The 16377-nt window shown below is 69.7% G+C and carries 15 protein-coding genes; 9 read left to right on the top strand and 6 right to left on the bottom strand.

Going from position 1 to position 16377, the window contains the following annotated elements:
- Positions 1-42: 42 nt before the first annotated feature.
- Both AM586_RS17955 and AM586_RS17960 read left to right on the top strand, forming a co-directional pair.
- The gene (locus AM586_RS17955) at positions 43-1728 is read left to right on the top strand and encodes an acid phosphatase (RefSeq protein ID WP_047826861.1); all 1686 of its coding nucleotides are present in this window, start codon (positions 43-45) and stop codon (positions 1726-1728) included.
- Positions 1729-1855: 127 nt separating this feature from the next.
- Positions 1856-2647 (top strand): DUF4142 domain-containing protein, encoded by a 792-nt coding sequence (locus AM586_RS17960; protein ID WP_109370484.1) that lies wholly within the window; start codon positions 1856-1858, stop codon positions 2645-2647.
- A gap of 163 nt (positions 2648-2810) precedes the next feature.
- Here the strand turns inward: AM586_RS17960 and AM586_RS17965 are convergent, their stop codons facing one another.
- The 4 genes from AM586_RS17965 to AM586_RS17980 form a co-directional block, all read right to left on the bottom strand.
- Positions 2811-4022 carry a PAS domain-containing sensor histidine kinase gene (locus AM586_RS17965; protein ID WP_082439390.1) on the bottom strand — a complete coding sequence of 404 codons (1212 nt, stop codon included), beginning with the start codon at positions 4020-4022 and terminating at the stop codon, positions 2811-2813.
- Positions 4023-4027: 5 nt separating this feature from the next.
- Positions 4028-4831: an alpha/beta fold hydrolase gene (locus AM586_RS17970; protein WP_047824226.1), complete on the bottom strand. Its 804-nt coding sequence runs from the start codon at positions 4829-4831 to the stop codon at positions 4028-4030.
- A 126-nt stretch (positions 4832-4957) separates the two neighbouring features.
- Positions 4958-5569, bottom strand: a complete 612-nt coding sequence (locus AM586_RS17975; protein WP_047824228.1) for an FMN-binding negative transcriptional regulator — start codon at positions 5567-5569, stop codon at positions 4958-4960.
- Positions 5569-6030, bottom strand: a complete 462-nt coding sequence (locus tag AM586_RS17980) for an OsmC family protein (protein WP_047824229.1) — start codon at positions 6028-6030, stop codon at positions 5569-5571. The genes AM586_RS17975 and AM586_RS17980 overlap by 1 nt, the downstream gene beginning before the upstream one ends.
- A 78-nt stretch (positions 6031-6108) precedes the next feature.
- On the opposite strand from AM586_RS17980, the gene AM586_RS17985 reads away from it, so the two are divergent.
- Positions 6109-7599 (top strand): PLP-dependent aminotransferase family protein, encoded by a 1491-nt coding sequence (locus AM586_RS17985; RefSeq protein ID WP_047824231.1) that lies wholly within the window; start codon positions 6109-6111, stop codon positions 7597-7599.
- Here AM586_RS17985 and AM586_RS17990 read toward each other — a convergent pair.
- Complete coding sequence (locus AM586_RS17990) at positions 7574-8455, bottom strand: c-type cytochrome (protein ID WP_082439391.1); 882 nt, start codon at positions 8453-8455, stop codon at positions 7574-7576. The two genes, AM586_RS17985 and AM586_RS17990, sit on opposite strands and share 26 nt — an antisense overlap.
- Before the next feature lie 124 nt (positions 8456-8579).
- On the opposite strand from AM586_RS17990, the gene AM586_RS17995 reads away from it, so the two are divergent.
- The 4 genes from AM586_RS17995 to AM586_RS18010 are packed head-to-tail and all read left to right on the top strand — an operon-like array spanning position 8580 to position 12734.
- The gene (locus tag AM586_RS17995; RefSeq protein WP_047824713.1) at positions 8580-8957 is read left to right on the top strand and encodes a cytochrome c family protein; all 378 of its coding nucleotides are present in this window, start codon (positions 8580-8582) and stop codon (positions 8955-8957) included.
- On the top strand, positions 8954-9907 hold the full coding sequence (locus tag AM586_RS18000; protein ID WP_047824233.1) for a c-type cytochrome: 954 nt from the start codon (positions 8954-8956) through the stop codon (positions 9905-9907). The genes AM586_RS17995 and AM586_RS18000 overlap by 4 nt, the downstream gene beginning before the upstream one ends.
- On the top strand, positions 9904-12390 hold the full coding sequence (gene ctaD, locus AM586_RS18005) for a cytochrome c oxidase subunit I (RefSeq protein ID WP_047824235.1): 2487 nt from the start codon (positions 9904-9906) through the stop codon (positions 12388-12390). The genes AM586_RS18000 and ctaD overlap by 4 nt, the downstream gene beginning before the upstream one ends.
- A gap of 2 nt (positions 12391-12392) precedes the next feature.
- Complete coding sequence (locus AM586_RS18010) at positions 12393-12734, top strand: hypothetical protein (protein ID WP_047824236.1); 342 nt, start codon at positions 12393-12395, stop codon at positions 12732-12734.
- Positions 12735-12773: 39 nt separating this feature from the next.
- Here the strand turns inward: AM586_RS18010 and AM586_RS18015 are convergent, their stop codons facing one another.
- A complete protein-coding gene (locus tag AM586_RS18015; protein ID WP_162600557.1) occupies positions 12774-13907 on the bottom strand; it encodes a hypothetical protein in 1134 nt (377 codons plus the stop codon).
- Between the two features lie 171 nt (positions 13908-14078).
- On the opposite strand from AM586_RS18015, the gene AM586_RS18020 reads away from it, so the two are divergent.
- Both AM586_RS18020 and mnmC read left to right on the top strand, forming a co-directional pair.
- Entirely contained in the window at positions 14079-14639 is a 561-nt protein-coding gene (locus tag AM586_RS18020) for a DNA-3-methyladenine glycosylase I (protein WP_047824240.1), read from the top strand.
- A gap of 2 nt (positions 14640-14641) precedes the next feature.
- Positions 14642-16321: an FAD-dependent 5-carboxymethylaminomethyl-2-thiouridine(34) oxidoreductase MnmC gene (mnmC, locus tag AM586_RS18025; protein ID WP_047824242.1), complete on the top strand. Its 1680-nt coding sequence runs from the start codon at positions 14642-14644 to the stop codon at positions 16319-16321.
- Positions 16322-16377: the final 56 nt, after the last annotated feature.

Consider the following 16377-nt stretch of genomic DNA (forward strand, 5'->3'; position numbering starts at 1 on the left):
AGATAATCATTGTTTCTGCTAAGACAGTTTCAGGAGTACGCTGTGCACGATAAAGATCACGACCACGACCACGAGCAGCCGGAAGCCGGCCAGCCCGCCAACCCTTCGCGCCGCAAGATCTTCCAGGCCGCCGCCGCGGTCGGCCTGTCGGGCGCGCTGCCGGCCGCCAGCGAAGCGGCGCCCGCCAGCAGGCATCCCAGGGCCGGGAAGGCGGCCATGGGTTCGCTCGACGCCAAGCTCAGGGAGCACGTCAAGAACGTGGTCGTGATCTACCTCGAGAACCGCAGCTTCAACAACCTGTTCGCCGATTTCCCGGGCCTGGCCCAGCCGCTGTCCGAGCTGCCGGCATCCGCTGCGGCGCAGAAGGACCGCGACGGCACGGTGTTGCCGGAACTGCCGAAGGTCTGGGGCGGCATGGTGCCGGCGCGCCAGAACCTGGGCGGCAAGGATTACCTGATCAAGGAAGACGACATCCAGCACCTGCCGAACGCGCCCTTCAAGCTGAGCGACGGGCAGGGCAAGCCGCTGCCGGAAGGGCTGGTCACGCGCGACCTGGTGCACAACTTCTACCACAACCAGATGCAGATCAACGGCGGCAGGAACGACGGCTTCGTCGCCTGGGGCGACAGCGGCGGCCTGGTGATGGGGCACTACGGCGAGACCTCGAAGAACCTGGGCCTGTACCAGATCGCGCGCGAGTTCACCCTGTGCGACAACTTCTTCATGGCGGCCTTCGGCGGCTCCTACCTGAACCACCAGTTCCTGGTCAGCGCCCGCACGCCGGAATTCTTCAACGTCGCCGACACGCCGGCGAAGAAGAAGATCGCGGTGCTGGAAGACGGCCCGCAGGGCGTGCGCCTGGCGGTGGCGCCGGACTCGCCGAAGTCGGCGCTGGAGGGCAAGCCGAAGTTCGTCAACAACGGCCCCATCACGCCGGACGGCTACGCAGTCAATACCATGGCCCCGCCTTACCAGCCGAGCTGGGTACGTCCGGCACCGGGCGGCGACCCTGCCATGGCCGACCCGCAAGACCCCGGCGTGCTGCCGCCGCAGAGCTATGCCACCATCGGCGACCTGCTGTCGGAACGGAAGGTGGACTGGGCCTGGTACGGCGGCGCCTGGCAGGCGGCGCTGGATGGCCGCGGCGAAGGTTCGCGCCCGAACTTCCAGCACCATCACCAGCCCTTCAATTACTTCAAGCAATTCGCGCCGGGCACCAGGGCGCGCCAGGAACACATCCGCGACGGCGGCCTGGGCGACAGCCCGATCTCGAACAGGTTCATCGCCGACGCGGTGGCCGGCCGCCTGCCCGCAGTCAGCTTCTACAAGCCGCAGGGCAACCTGAACCTGCACGCCGGCTACTCGGACATCGAGGCGGGCGACGCCCACGTCGCCAACGTGATCGAGCACCTGAAAAAGTCGCCGCAGTGGCGCAACATGGTGGTCGTCATCACCTTCGACGAAAACGGCGGCTGGTGGGACCACGTGGCGCCGCCCAAGGGCGACCGCTGGGGCCCGGGCTCGCGCATTCCGGCGATCGTGGTGTCGCCGTTCGCGAAGAAGGGCGCGGTCGATCACAACTTCTACGACACGACCTCGATCCTGCGCTTCATCACCCGCCTGCACGGCCTGCCGCTGCTCGAAGGCCTGGCGTCGCGCAACGCCGCTTTCGAGGCGCGCGGCGCGCGTCCGCCGGGCGACCTGACGGCGACGCTGCGCTTCCGCTGAACATAAAATTTCCTGATGGCTAACGCGCGCTGTACGGTAAAGCACGGCGATACACTCTGCTCCTGCCGTTGTCATTTGAATACGGACTTTTACCGCGAACTTTCACACAAGCGATCAGGAGAGTGAGATGCAAAAGAATAAAACTTTGAAAGGGCTGCTGGCCGTGTCGGCAGTGGCTGCGATGTTCAGCGCCTTTGGCGTCCAGGCCCAGACCTCGGTCGGCTCGAGCCCGTCCCAGACCGGCACCAGCAGCACCAATCCCAACCAGGCCGGCAAGACGACCAAGGAAGGGACGATGGACAACACCAACAGCACCGGCATGGAAAACCGCGGCAACCAGATGATGAACAAGAAGGGCATGCACGGTTCGACCGGCTCCAGCTCGTCGGGCATGGCCGCCACTGGCGGCAGCGCGGCCGGCCAGAGCGCGGCGGCCGGTTCGTCGTCGGCCACCGGCGCCAAGCTGAGCAGCGGTGACCAGAAGATCCTGAAGGACATCGCGATGGCCGACATGGCCGAAGTCGAGGGCGGCAAGCTGGCCCAGAGCAAGGGCCAGAGCGCCGAGGTGAAGGCCTTCGGCCAGCAGATGATCGACGACCACAGCGCCAACCTGAAGGATGTGCAGGCCCTGGCCCAGGCCCGCGGCGTGACCCTGCCGACCGAGCCGGACGCCAAGCACAAGGCCATGGCCGCCAAGCTCGAGAAGATGAGCGGCGCCGACTTCGACAAGGCCTACATGAAGCAGGCCGGCGTGCAGGATCACAAGACCGTCCACGCCAAGCTGATGACCGCCCAGAAGAAAGCCAAGGATCCGGAAGTGAAGGCCCTGGTCGACAAGACCGAGCCGGTGGTGGCCCAGCACCTGAAGTCGGCGCAGCAGATGCCGGCCGAGAAGTCGGGTACGACTGCGGGCAAGTAAGCAGAAGCCTTAGCGGGTAAGCGTAGCTCCCGCAAGTTTTACCGTCGCCCCCGCGCGGGCGGGGGCCCAAGTTCTGCAGGCGTTATCGAAACGTTTGCAAACTTGGGTCCCCGCCTTCGCGGGGACGACGTTTTTTGGGCCGCGGGGACGACGTGTTTTTGATCTAATAACTCCTGCACGCCGTTCCCGCAGGATGCGCGTCGCCGGGGTGCGGCGTCTCCGCCAGCAGCGGCAGGCGCACGGTGAATTCGCTGCCGCGGCCCGGTCCCGCGCTGGCGGCATGGATGCTGCCGCCGTGCAGTTCGACGATGCCGCGCACCAGCGCCAGGCCGATCCCGAGGCCGCCCTTGGCCCGGTCCAGCGCCGGCTCCAGCTGCGAGAACATATTGAAGACGCTCTCCAGCGCGGCGGCCGGGATGCCGATCCCGGAATCGCGCACGCGTAGTTCGGCGAAGCCGTCGACGGCTTTCAGGCGCAGCTCGATGGTGCCGCCGTCCGGCGTGTACTTGATGGCGTTGGTCAGCAGGTTGAGAGCGACCTGCGACAGCCGGGTGGCGTCGCCGTCGACCAGCAGCGGCGCCGCGCCGAGGTCCAGGCGCAGCGTGTGGCGCGCGGCGCGCATGGCCGTGCCCAGGTCCTGGACCACGCCCTGCGCGAGCGCTCCCAGCTCGACCGGCCCGCGGCGCAGCTGCATCCGGCCCTGGGTGATGCGCGAGACTTCCATCAGGTCGTCGACCAGGCGGGTGAGGTGGCGCAGCTGGCGGTCGAAGGCCTGCAGCAGGCGTTCGTCGGCGGCGTGGCGACCGCCGAGCTGCAGGATGTCGAGCGCGTTGCGCATCGGCGCCAGCGGGTTGCGCAGCTCGTGCGACAGGGTCGCCAGGAACTCGTCCTTGCGGCGGTCGGCCGCCGACAGCTGGTCATTCAGGAACTGCAGCCGGGCTTCGGCGCGCTGGTGCGCGGCCAATGCCGCCTCGGCCGTCCGGCGCGCCGCCAGCAGTTCGCATTCATAGGCATGGCGGTCGGCGGACTGGAACAGGGCCCACTGGTCGATCACCTGGTCGGCCTGGCGGGTGCGCACGATGTTCACCAGCACCGGCAGGCGCCGCTCGCGCCGGTCGCGCAGGTCGAGCTGGATCTCCGCCACCGCGCCCTTGTCCTGCAGCAGCGGCAGGCAGTGAGTGTGGTGGAACAGGCGCGCGCCCATCGGCAGCAGCTCGGGCATGCGCAGCTTGCCCGCCAGTTCGGCTTCTTCATAGCCGAGCCAGGCGCGCACGGTGGCGTTCGCGCGCAGGATCAGACCGTCGGCATCGGTCAGCAGCAGGCCGCAGGCGGCCTGTTCGAACAGGGCGTCGGTGCAGGGCAGGATGGTGTCCATATCGGTCAGCGCAGGGCTTGCGTGAGGAAGGCGTCGATCGCGCGCGAACTCTCGGCCGGCGCGCTCATGTGCGGGCAGTGGCCGACGTTGCGGATCACGCGCAGCGTGCTGGTCGGGAGGTGGCGGTGCAGCCAGACGCCGACTTCCTGCGGCGCGATCAGGTCGTCGCTGCATTGCAGGATCAGGGCCGGCGCCGTCGAGTGCGGAACGTCGGCGCGGTGGTCCGACATGAAGGTCACGCGCGCGAAGTGGCGGGCGATGCCGGGATCGTTCCGGCAGAAGCGCTCGGTGAGTTCGTCGCGCAGCAGCGGCTGGTTCGGCGCGCCCATGATCATCGGCGCCACGCTGCGCGACCAGCCGAGGTAGTTCGCGTCCATGGTGTCGAGCAGCTCGTCGATGTCCTCGCGGTTGAAGCCGCCCACATAGCCGCCGTCGTTGAGGTAGCAGGGCGAAGGGCCGACCATGACCTGGGCGGCAAAGCGCTGCGGCGCCGCGATCGTGGCCAGCATGCCGATGGTGGCGCCGACCGAATGTCCGACCAGCACCGCCGGCCCGGCCCCGATGGCGTCGAGGATCTCGAGCAGGTCGGCGGCATGGCCGTGCAGGCTGGCGTATTTGCTGCGGTCGTAGGCCGCGAGGTCGGACTGGCCGCAGCCCGTCAGGTCATAGGTGACGATGCGAAAGCGATCGGCGTAGGCCGGCGCAAGGAAACGCCACATGGTCTGGTCACAGCCGAAGCCATGAATGAAGACCATGGTGGCCGCACCCTTGCCGTTGACATGGATGCGATTGCGCGTCTGTATGGACATGACTTCCTCCACTTGCCTTTGCGGCAGAAAGGAATCCTGCTAATTGGAAATTGCGTCTGCGTAATAAAAAATCACATTTATTGTGCGCCGCAATCGGAATCCATGTCCAGAAAAAAATTGCAATTTTTATGGCCAGCCCGGCGCCTGGAAGGCTGCCATGCCGGTCGCATGCGCGATGCGCGCGCGCTCGGCTTCGCCGCGGTTCTGGCTGGCTTTCCACTTGCCCTGCAGGCGTTCGATCACGATCTCGATGCCCACCGTGGCCCGCACCAGTTTGTCGATATAGTCGCGCGGCGCATCCTCGACCTCCCAGCCGTGGCCGTGGTCCCGGCCTTCCTGGCGGCGCGTCATCCGGCCCATGTGGGCCAGCAGCCAGGCGGCGTCGTCGACGCTGCGCAGGCGCCCGTGCGCGTGCACGACCGCGTAGTTCCAGGTCGGGACCACCCGCCCGTCGACGGCCCTGGCATCGTAGAGCGCCGGCGAGACATAGCCGGACGGTCCCTGGAACAGCACCAGCACCGCCGCGCCGTCCTGGCGCCACAGCGGATTGGATCGCGCCACGTGGGCGCGCAGCAGGCCGTACGGCGCCTCGCCGGAGGGCGGCGCGAGCTCGAAGGGGAGATGGTCGGCGGCCAGTCCGTCTTCCTCCAGGCGCACCAGGGCGCCCAGCGGATGGGCTTCGATCAGGCCGTGCAGGACCTCGAGGCGGTCCTCGGCAAAGTGCTGCGGAACGTACATCAGGCTTCCTCCTCGACCACGACTTCGCCGCGCAGCGAGCTGGCGATGTAGCAGCGCGCATGGGCCTCCCGGTGCAGGCCGGCCAGTACGGCGGCCTCCGGCGGCGCGCCGGCGAAGGCGATGCGCGGACGCAGCACGATGCGCACGATCGCCTGGCGTCCGCGCTCGTCGCCGTCGAGGATGCCGGTGGCGCGGTCGCGGTAGCTGTCGACCACCAGCCCGCGCGCCGCCGCCAGCGACAGGAAGAACAGCATGTGGCAGCTGCTCGCGGCCGCCACCAGCGCCTCTTCCGGATCGACCGCGGCCGGATCGGACATCGGCAGCGGCACCGACAGCGGCGAGGACGAGGCCGGCACCGACAGGCCGCCGTCGAATTGCCAGGTATGCGCGCGGCTGTAGCGCTGGTCGCCGAAGGGCTGGGCGCCGCGGTCCCAGGCCAGCGTGGCTTCGAAGGTTTTCATGGGCCCATCTTAGGGGCAATAATGGCTTGCTGGAATAACCAATAAGGCCGAAGATGGGCGTACCAATCCGGGAGGCTCATGCACGTCCACGACATCCTCGCCGCCATCCCGCTCGAACGGGATGGCGCCGCACCGCTGTTCCGCCAGCTCTACCAGCGCATGAAGGAAGCCATCCTGGCCGGCGACATCGCCCCGTCCGCGCGGCTGCCGGCCACGCGCGAGCTGGGCCGGCTGTTGACGGTCTCGCGCCAGACCGTGCTGGCCGCCTACGAGCAGCTGATGGCCGAGGGCTACCTGGAGGGCGCGGTCGGGAAGGGGACCTTCGTGAGCGCCTCGCTGCCGGCGTCGGCCAGCCGTGCGCCGCCTGAAGACGGCGCGCCGCCGCTGCTGCGTCCCTTATCGGCGCGCGGCGAAGCGATGGCGGCGGCGATGGCGCGCGTGCGCCACCACGAGGGCCCGCTGCGCACTTTCCGCATCAGCATGCCGGGCCTGGACCTGTTCCCCTTCGAGGTCTGGCGCAAGCTCGAGGCGCGCCACTGGCGCCGCCGTGAAATCCCGCTGGGCTATGGCGCGGCAGCCGGCCATCCGCCGCTGCGCGAACTGCTGTGCGCCTATCTGAAAGCGTCGCGCGGGGTGCGCTGCGCGCCGGAGCAGATCGTCGTCACCACCGGTTCCCAGCAGGCCCTGTACCTGCTGGCCCAGCTGCTGCTGGCGCCGGGCGAGGGCGTGTGGCTGGAGTCGCCCGGCTACCAGGGCGCGCTGGCGCCGTTCGCGGTGGCCGGGGCGCGGATCTGCCCGGTGCCGGTCGACGCCGAAGGCATGGATGTGGCGTATGCCGCGGACCGCTATCCGGACGCGCGCCTGGCGTTCGCGACACCCTCGCACCAGCTGCCGCTGGGCGTGACCATGAGCCTGGGGCGGCGCCTGGAACTGCTGCGCTGGGCCCAGGCGAAACGCGCCTGGATCGTGGAGGACGACTACGACAGCGAATACCGCTACACCGGCCCGCCGCTGGCCTCGCTGCAAAGCCTCGATCGCGCGGGCTGCGTGATCTACGTCGGCACCCTGTCGAAGGTGCTGTTCCCGGGGCTGCGCCTGGGCTATATCGTGGCGCCCCCGGGCCTGGTCGAGCCGCTGGCGCGCGCCAAGGCGGTGGTCGACCGCCACAGCCCGATCGTGCCGCAGGCGGTGCTGGCCGACTTCATCCAGGAAGGCCACTTCGCGCGCCACATCCGGCGCACCCGCGACGCGTATGGCGAACGGCGGCTCGCGCTGCTGGAAGCGCTGCAGGGCCGCCTGGGCGGCGTACTGGCCTGCGGCCCGTCCGACGCCGGGCTGGATTTGTGCGTGGGCGTCACAAATGGCCTGGGCGAGCCTGAAGCGGTCGCGCGCGCCGTCGCCGGCGGGGTCGACGTGCGGCCGCTGTCCTATTACACGAACCCGGACGCCGGCCCCGATTGCGCGGTGCCGCCCGGGATGCTGCTCGGCTTTTCGGCATTTACGCCGGCGCAGATCCGCACCGGGGTGGCGCGCCTGGAAGCGGCTATCTGCTCAGCAGGTAGGCGCTGATGTCCAGTGCATCGCGCTCGGTCACGCCCATGTTCGGCATCGCCGTATCCGGGTCGACGGCCTGCGGGTTGCGAATCCAGCGCACCAGGTTGTCCTGGCCGTTGGGCAGCAGGCCGGCGATGATGCGGCGCTTCGCCAGGTCGTCCAGCGTGCGGCCGACGTTCACATCGGACCCGGTGATGCCGGGGATGCGGTGGCAGGACTGGCAGGCATACTGGGCCAGCACCCGCTTGCCGCGGCCCGCGTCGCCGCGCAGCAGTTCGCCGTGGGCCGAGACGGTGCGAGGCGAAGCCGGCAGCGGCAGGTCCTGCGCCCCGGGACCGGGCCGGGTCCTGGTCATTTCGCGGTAGGCGCCGGCATCGAGCCCCGGCAACTGCGTGAGGAAGGCCACCACCGCCCAGGTGTCGGCCTCGTTCAGGCGCACTTCCCAGGCCGGCATTCCGCTCATCTTGATGCCGTGGCGCGTGATCCAGTACAGCTCGCGCGGCTTCCAGCGCGCGCTGGCGTCGACCAGCGGGCCGGGTGCCGGCTGCATGCTCATGCCGTGCGCCGCCGGCGCCGTGCCCGGGCCGCCGTGGCACTGGGCGCAATGCTCGCTGTAGAGGCCCGCGCCGCGCAGCACCTGGGCCGACTCGCCCAGGCGCGGCGCGGCGACCGTGCTCGCATGGTGCTCCACCGAGTAGCGCATGGCCCGTTCGAGCAGGCTGTAGACGGCCTGGAGGTGCGGGGTGGTGGCGGCGACGTTGTACAGGCCGGAGCGGAACAGCGCAAAGCCGGCGGCCGCGCCCACGCCGGCCGCGGCGAGCAGCGTGAATACGGCGGTCTTGAGGACCAGGCGGGTGCGGGAGGAGGGCACGGGTTCGCGAATCGTATCGTGTTAAAAAAATTATATCGATTCCGGTATTATAAAAGTCATCCGCTCAAGCGGCCCGATGAGTGAATTCAACTGTGCGAGCCTTGAACCAGCGATGCCGATGCCGATGCCATTCCGATCCTTCCGCCTGCCCGCCTGCGCGATCCTGTGCGCGGCCTTGATGGCCGCCTGCGGCGGCAAGGAGGACGAGCGCAAGGTGGCGGGCGGCGATGCATCGACCGGCAAGCGCCTGGTGACCCAGTACCAGTGCGGCGCCTGCCACAGGATTCCGGATATCCCGGGGGCGGGCGGCGAGGCCGGGCCGGACCTGGAACATTTCGCAAAGCTGAGCTATATCGCGGGACGCATCCCCAACCAGCCGGACCGGCTCACCGCCTGGCTGCTCGATCCGCCCGCCCTGAAGCCCGGCACCGCGATGCCGGCCATGGGCCTGACCGAGCAGGAAGCGCGCCATATGGCGGCCTTCCTGTACACGCGTAAATGACGGCGCCGGAGAGCGCGCCGCTGCAGTCGGTGCTGCACCCGGCCGGCGCCGATGCGCACCTCATCGGCCAGTTCGCCTGGGTGCTGTTCGGCGCCGGCGCCCTGATCTTTGTCGCCATGATGGCCCTGCTGGCGCTCAGCCTGCGCCGCCATGCGCAGCCGGTGCGTCCCGGCCTGTGGATCGCCGGCGCCGGCGTGGCCCTGCCGGTGCTGCTGCTGACCGCCCTGCTGGGCTGGAGCACCTGGCGCAGCGCCGGGCTGGCGCCGCAAGGCTCCGCCCAGCTTTCCGGTAACGCACTGGCGATATCCGTGACCGCCAGGATGTGGTGGTGGGAAGTCCGCTACCGCGACCCGGCGAGCGGACGCGAGATCGCCGCCGCCAACGAGATCCGCATCCCGGCCGGGCGCACGGTCTACCTGGGCCTGAATGCGGCCGACGTGATCCACAGCCTGTGGGTGCCGTCGCTGGCGGGCAAGCGCGACATGATCCCGGGCCGCGTCACCGGCCTGACCCTGCGCGCCGACAAACCGGGCGTCTACCGCGGCCAGTGCGCCGAGTACTGCGGCATCCAGCACGCGCACATGGCATTGCACGTGGTGGCGCTGGCGCCGGCCGAATTCGAGGCCTGGCTGGCGCAGCAGGCCAGGCCCGCGCAGGCGCCCGCAGCGGGGCTGCCGGCGCGCGGGCGCGCCGCCTTCTTCGAACAGCGCTGCCAGAACTGCCACACGATCCGCGGCGTGGCCGAGAGCGCGCAGCTGGGGCCGGACCTGACCCACGTCGGCAGCCGCCTGCAGATCGGCGCCGGCCTGCTGCGCAACCATCGCGGCGCGCTGGCCGGCTGGATCGCCGACCCGCAGGCCCTGAAACCCGGCGTGTTCATGCCCGCCGCCTCCGGCATCGACGGCGAATCGCTGCGCGCGCTGGCGGCTTATCTGGAGGGGCTGAAATGATGCGGCCGGGCGGCGAACTGGAACAACTGGAAGAAGTCTGGCGCACCCGCAGCGGCTGGCGCTTCTTCTCGTCGGTGAACAACACCAACATCGGCCTGCTGTACATCGGCACGGCCCTGCTGTTCTTCCTGCTGGCCGGGGTGCTGGCCCTGCTGATGCGCCTGCAACTGGCGGTGCCCGGCAACACGCTGCTGAGCGCGGAGACCTACAACCAGGTGTTCACCATGCACGGCACGGTGATGATGTTCCTGTTCGCGATTCCGGTGGTCGAGGCGATCGCCGTCTACCTGCTGCCGAACATGCTGGGGGCGCGCGACCTGCCGTTCCCGCGCCTGTCCGCCTATGCCTACTGGGCCTATGCCTTCGGCGGCCTGGCCTTCTTCTGCACCCTGTTCGTCGGCCTGGCCCCGGACGGCGGCTGGTTCATGTACCCGCCGCTCACCGGCCTGAAGTACTCGCCGGGACTGAACGCCGACTTCTGGCTGCTCGGGATCGGCTTCATCGAGATCTCGGCGATCGCCGGCGCGATCGAACTGATCGTCGGCATCCTGTTCACCCGCGCGCCCGGCATGACGCTGGGCCGCATGCCGGTGTACGCCTGGGCGATGCTGGTGGTCGGCCTGATGATCGTATTCGCCTTCCCGGCCGTGATCGCCGGCACCGCGCTGCTCGAACTGGAGCGCGCCTTCGACTGGCCCTTCTTCATCGCCGAGCGCGGCGGCGACCCGCTGTTGTGGCAGCACCTGTTCTGGTTCTTCGGCCACCCCGAGGTCTACATCATCTTCCTGCCCGCCGCAGGCATGGTCTCGACCATGATCCCGACCATCGCTGCAACAAAGCTGGTCGGACGGCGCGCCATCATCGCGGCCCTGCTGGGCGTGGGCGTGTTCAGCTTCGGCCTGTGGGCGCACCACATGTTCACCGCCGGCCTGGGCGTGCTGGAGATGAGCTTCGTCTCGGCCGCCAGCATGGCGGTGGCGGTGCCGACCGCGATCCAGGTGTTCGCCTGGATCGCCACCCTGTGGAAGGGCAAGGTCCAGCGCGGCGCGCCGGCCCTGTTCCTGATGGGCTTCATGTTCATCTTCGTGCTGGGCGGCCTGACCGGGGTGATGGTCGCGGTGATCCCCTTCGACTGGCAGGTGCACGACACCTATTTCGTCGTCGCCCACTTCCACTACGTGCTGATCGGCGGGATGGTGTTCCCGGTGTTCGCCGCAATGTACTACTGGCTGCCGCTGGTGAACGGGAACCGCCTGTCGGAGCCGCTTTCGCGCTGGGTGTTCTGGCTGATGTTCATCGGCTTCAACCTGGCGTTCTTCCCGATGCACATCACCGGCCTGCTGGGCATGCCGCGCCGTGTCTACACCTATGGGCCGGAGATGGGATGGGATGGCCTGAACATGGTGTCGACGGTCGGCGCCTTCCTGTTCGCGCTGGGGGTCGTGCTGTTCGCCGTCGACGCCTTCCGCGCCCTGCGCCGGCCGGAGCGGGAGGTCGGCAATCCGTGGAACGCATCGACGCTTGAATGGCTGCCGTCCGAAGACTACGGCAACCGCAGCATCGCGCGCGTGGACTCGCCCGATCCGCTGTGGGACAGGCCGGAACTGGCGCGCGAAGTCGAAGAAGGCCGGCATTACCTGCCGCACAGCGCCTTGGGACGGCGCGAAACCATCGCCACCAGTCCGGTCGCGGCGGAACCGCGCTACCTGCTGGTGCTGCCCGGCGACAGCTGGCTGCCGATGGTGGCCGCCTTCGGCACCTCGGCCTTCTTCCTGCTGCTGACCGTGAAGCTGTATGCGCTGGCCTGGCTCTTCGGCCTGGTGGCGGTCGGGGGCGTGCTGGGCTGGATGTGGGAATCGGACCGTGAAGCCGGGCAGGAGGAGGTGGAGGCCGGCGCCGGGCTGCGCCTGCGGGTCGGGGCGCAGGGCCGTGCATCGCATTCCTGGTGGGCGACCGTCATCATGCTGGTGGTCGACGCCAGCATTTTCGCCTCCTTTGCCTTCGCCTACGTCCACGTGTCGATGCGCCTGCAGGTGTGCCCGCCGCCCGGTGCGGCGCTGCCGCCGCTGGCGCCGGCGCTGTGGTCCTGCGGCCTGCTGGCGCTGGGCTCCCTGCTGGTGTGGCTGGCGCGGCGCAGTCTCGGCAAGCAGCGTAATGAGCGGCGCCTGCCCTGGCTGGTGCTGGCGGCGCTCGGCTGCGCGCTGGGCTCGCTGGTGCTCGACCTGCTGGGCTGGCGCAGCAGCCTGGAGCCGTCGGCCAGTGCCTGGGCGGCGGCGATCGCGGCCCTGGCCAGCTACCAGGGCCTGCACATCGCCTTGCTGGCCGTGCTCGCCCCCTACCTGGCGCTGCGCGCCTGGCGCGGCCACCTGGGCCCGCGCAGCCGCGCCACGCTCGACAACATCGCCCTGGTCTGGCACTACACGACCCTGCAGGGCATCGCGGCGGTGGCCGTGGTGCGCCTGATGCCGCTGCTGATGGAGTGAGGATGGAAACCCGCCCGCACAAGGAAGGCTTCTGGCGGCGCGCGTGCCTCGTGACGCTGCCGCTGATGGTCTGGATCGTCCACTTCGCCTTCAGCTTCGGGCTGGCGGCGGCGCAGTGCTCGCCGGCCGGCCTGCGTCCCGGCGGACCCGACCGCCTGCTGCTGGGCGTGGTGACGGCGGCGGCGCTGGCGGTCTGCGCGCTGCTGGCCTGGCGTCGGCGCGGCCTCCTGCTCGACCGCCAGGCCGGGCTGGCGCAGCGGGCGGGTGCATGGCTGGCCGTGCTGGCGCTGGTGGGGGTTGCCTGGGTAGGACTGCCGCTCCTCCTCGTCAGCGGCTGCGCCTGACGCGGCTGACAGAGCCCCCATGGCGGCCGCTTTTAAAAGTCAGCGCTTGCAGCGCGCCCGCAGCCTGCGCTGCAGCAGCAGGGCGGCGGTGGCCAGGCCGGTCAGCCACAGGCTGCCTGGCTCGGGCAGCTCGTGGGGCTTGGCCGGGGGCGTGAGGACGGGGAGGGGATCGGGAGGCATGCCCGGCGCAGGCGGCGTGCCGGGGTCGCCGCCGTCGGGCGTGCCGCCGGGTTTGTCGCCGCCGCCGGTGGTAGTGCCGGTCGCGCCGCCCGGGCCGTCCGCCGGCGTGCCGCCGCCGCCGCTGCCGGTATCCCCGATCGTCACGCCGCCGCTGCCGCTTGCCGGTTCGCCGGCCGTCCCTGGCGCGCCACCGTCCGTGGCGCCATGCGTCGCGCCGTCCGATGCCGGCTTGTCCAGGCTGGCGAGCAGGGTCCGCGCGCGCGAGGTGGAGGAGGGCAGGATGCCGAGGTTTGCCCGCGCCGTGTCGAGCGCGCCCGGGCCGGCCTGGCTTGCGCCGGCATGCGCCTGGGCGGCGGCCAGCAGGCCGGCGCCGTTCGGGAAGGAGCGCAGCACGAAAGGTTCGCCGCCGTCCTGCTCGTCCAGGTCAGCCGACACCTGGCGCAGCGCGCCGTCCTCGCCCTGCTCGCTCGGAGTATCGAGTTCCTGCTCGCCGGGGCCCTTGGCCTCGACCGGCAGCTGGGGGGTGTCGGAGATGCGGTTGCCGCAGCGCCCGCGAATATCGTTCTGGCCATCGGACAGCACGGTCTCGCCTTCGGCCAGCCTCACCTTGTGCGCGGTCCAGTACACCTGCTCGCCCTTGCGGTACGAGACGTAGACGGCGCGCGCCCTGTCGACGGTGCGCAGGCTCGCCTTCTCCACCGCGAAACCGGCGTAATGCGCGGCCACCACCTTGTCGGCCATGACGGCGCGCGCCAGTTCGGCGCGGCTGCTCACGCCGCCGGGCACGATCGAATACGGGTACACGCGCCGCGGCGCCGCCGGAGCTGCCTGGTCGGCAACGCGCAGCACTTCCGGCACTGCCGGTACCGGCGCGACCGGCGCCGTGGATGGCTTATCCTTGTGCGGCGCTTCGGCGTGCAGCAGGAAAGCCGCGCAGGCGCTCGCGGCGACCACGGCAGTGACGGCAACGCGCTGTTGCAGGGATCGACGCATGTTGAAGGTCTGGGCTTGAGGAAGTAGGAAAGATCCTACATATTATATCGCCGCAGTTGGCAAAAATATATCTTCCCAGGAAATCTTTGTTTCAATGTAGACATTTTGCTACACCCCGGACGACGCCGGCATGCCATTCATCTGGAGGACGGCGAGGTTTATACTGTCATCATGAACCCCACCCGCTGCACCTGGGCCAATATGGCCAACCCGCGCTACATCGCCTATCACGACCATGAGTGGGGCGTGCCCTGCCATGACGAGACCACGCTGTTCGAGATGCTGAACCTCGAGGGAGCGCAGGCCGGGCTGTCGTGGGAAACGATCCTGAACAAGCGCGACAACTACCGCATCGCCTTCGACGGCTGGGATGCGGAAAAGATCGCGCGCTATGACGACGCCAAGGTGGCCGAGCTGCTGGCCAACCCCGGCATCGTGCGCAACCGCCTGAAGGTCGCGGCCGCCATCAACAATGCCAGGGCTTACCTGGCCCTGCGCGAGCAGGGCTCGAGCCTCGACCGCTACCTGTGGTCCTTCGTCGACCGCAAGCCGATCGTCAACGACTGGCCGGACGGCGCCCGCCCGGCGCGCACCGAGCTGTCGGACCGCATCTCGAAAGACCTCGGCAAGCGCGGCTTCAAGTTCGTCGGCTCGACCATCGTGTATGCCTACATGCAGGGGATCGGCATGGTGAACGACCACGACCGCGGCTGCATCTGCCGCCAGGACTGACCATGGACTATCGTGACGCATGGCGCAGCCAGGCGCGCTATACCGTCTTCGACGCCGGCTATGGCGACGGCGCTGCCTGCAGGGTGCTGGCCGATGTCTGGCGCACCGACCCGCACCGCTCGCCGCACCTGCACATGATTGCGCGCTGCGAGCACCTGATGCCGGGTTTCCATCGGATGCCGCAGGCCGAGCCCGGCGTGACCCTGGATCTGATCAAGGCGCCCATCGAGGATGCGCTGGGCCAGTTGTCGGCGCGCGTCGACCTGTTCCGCCTGCACGGCCTGGAACATGCCGGCGCCGGCTTTGCGCGCGTGCTGGCGCGCGTGGCCGCGCCCAAGGCCAGGCTGCTGGGCGAGGGCCTGACGGCGGAGCAGGTGGCGGCGCTGGAAGCCCAGGGTTTCGTGTTCGAGCCGGTCGCGGAAGGCGGGAAGCAGAATGCGCGCTTCGCCAGCCGCAAGCCGCAAAAGCCCTTGCCGCCCTTGCCGGAGCGGCGCGCCATCGTGCTCGGCGCCGGCATCGCCGGTTCGGCCGCCTGCGAGCGCCTGTGCGCGCGCGGCTGGGACGTGACCCTGGTCGAGCGCCACGAGTGCCCCGCCATGGAGGCGTCCGGCAACCGCGCCGGCATCTTCATGCCGCTGGTCTCCAGGGACGACAACATCCCGACCCGCCTGACCCGCGCGGCCTACCTGTACGCGCTGCGCCACTGGGAACGCCTGGGCGGCATCGGCCCGGGCCGCGCGATCGAAGGCGAGGCCTGCGGCGTGCTGCAGCTCGCGCGCGACCCCGGCCACGCCGAGGTGCAGCGCGCGATCGCCGCCAGCGGCGCGCTGCCCGCCGACTTTGCCGAGTGGCTCGAGCAGCCGCAGGCCGAGGCGTTGCTGGGCCTGCCCGCGCCGGACGGCGGCTGGTTGTTCCGCCAGGGCGGCTGGGCCCGTCCCGGCAGCGTGTGCGAAGCCATGCTGGCGGCCTGCGGCGGGCGCCTGCAGCAGCGCTTCGGCGTCGGCGACGTCCATATCGCCTGGCAGGACGGCCACTGGGAAGTCAGCGGCCAGCACGGCGAGGTGCTGGGCCGCGCCCCTGTCCTGATCCTGGCCAACGGCGCCGGTGCGATGCAGGTCCCGCACGCCGCGCCGCTGCCGCTGACCGCCATGCGCGGCCAGGTCAGCCACCTGCCGGCGGAGATGCTGCCGGCCCTGCCGGTGGTACTGTGCCGCGAAGCCTACCTGACCCCGCCCTCGCACGGCGTCGCCAGCGCCGGCGCCACCTACGACCTCGACGACAATCCCGAGCTGTCGCCCGCCAGCCACGAGGAAAACCTGCAGCGCCTGCGCGGCCTGCTGTCCGATCCGAAGCTTGCGCAGGGCGCGCCGTTGCAGGGACGCGTGGGCTTCCGCTGCATCGCGCCGGACCGCCTGCCGCTGGTCGGCCGCCTGCCGGACTTCGCCGCCGCCGGCAGTACCGAACGCCTGCGCGACGTGCCGCGCCATCCCGGCCTGTACGCGCTGCTGGGCTATGCCTCGCGCGGGCTGATCTGGGCCGGCTGGGCCGCCGAGCTGCTGGCCGCCCAGCTCGAGGGCGAACCGCTGCCGCTGGAGTCCGCGCTGGTCGACGCGCTCGACCCGGCCCGCTTCGTGTTGCGCGCGCGCCGCACCGGCAGGGGACCACAAGCCACGGCTATTTGATTTCCTGTAAGAAATTTTATCGACTGAAGGTATAATTGGCGTCCAGCAACATTTCA

Origin of the sequence: Massilia sp. WG5 (assembly GCF_001412595.2) — a bacterium.
Classification (GTDB): domain Bacteria; phylum Pseudomonadota; class Gammaproteobacteria; order Burkholderiales; family Burkholderiaceae_D; genus Telluria.

What these genes read in the sequence shown, in the direction of transcription:
- AM586_RS17960 (WP_109370484.1), top strand. Translation starts at nt 1,856, where the DNA reads ATGCAAAAGAATAAAACTTTGAAAGGGCTGCTGGCCGTGTCGGCAGTG.
- AM586_RS17965 (WP_082439390.1), bottom strand. Translation starts at nt 4,022, where the DNA reads ATGGACACCATCCTGCCCTGCACCGACGCCCTGTTCGAACAGGCCGCC.
- AM586_RS17970 (WP_047824226.1), bottom strand. Translation starts at nt 4,831, where the DNA reads ATGTCCATACAGACGCGCAATCGCATCCATGTCAACGGCAAGGGTGCG.
- AM586_RS17975 (WP_047824228.1), bottom strand. Translation starts at nt 5,569, where the DNA reads ATGTACGTTCCGCAGCACTTTGCCGAGGACCGCCTCGAGGTCCTGCAC.
- AM586_RS17980 (WP_047824229.1), bottom strand. Translation starts at nt 6,030, where the DNA reads ATGAAAACCTTCGAAGCCACGCTGGCCTGGGACCGCGGCGCCCAGCCC.
- AM586_RS17985 (WP_047824231.1), top strand. Translation starts at nt 6,109, where the DNA reads ATGCACGTCCACGACATCCTCGCCGCCATCCCGCTCGAACGGGATGGC.
- AM586_RS17995 (WP_047824713.1), top strand. Translation starts at nt 8,580, where the DNA reads ATGCCATTCCGATCCTTCCGCCTGCCCGCCTGCGCGATCCTGTGCGCG.
- AM586_RS18000 (WP_047824233.1), top strand. Translation starts at nt 8,954, where the DNA reads ATGACGGCGCCGGAGAGCGCGCCGCTGCAGTCGGTGCTGCACCCGGCC.
- ctaD (WP_047824235.1), top strand. Translation starts at nt 9,904, where the DNA reads ATGATGCGGCCGGGCGGCGAACTGGAACAACTGGAAGAAGTCTGGCGC.
- AM586_RS18010 (WP_047824236.1), top strand. Translation starts at nt 12,393, where the DNA reads ATGGAAACCCGCCCGCACAAGGAAGGCTTCTGGCGGCGCGCGTGCCTC.
- AM586_RS18015 (WP_162600557.1), bottom strand. Translation starts at nt 13,907, where the DNA reads ATGCGTCGATCCCTGCAACAGCGCGTTGCCGTCACTGCCGTGGTCGCC.
- AM586_RS18020 (WP_047824240.1), top strand. Translation starts at nt 14,079, where the DNA reads ATGAACCCCACCCGCTGCACCTGGGCCAATATGGCCAACCCGCGCTAC.
- mnmC (WP_047824242.1), top strand. Translation starts at nt 14,642, where the DNA reads ATGGACTATCGTGACGCATGGCGCAGCCAGGCGCGCTATACCGTCTTC.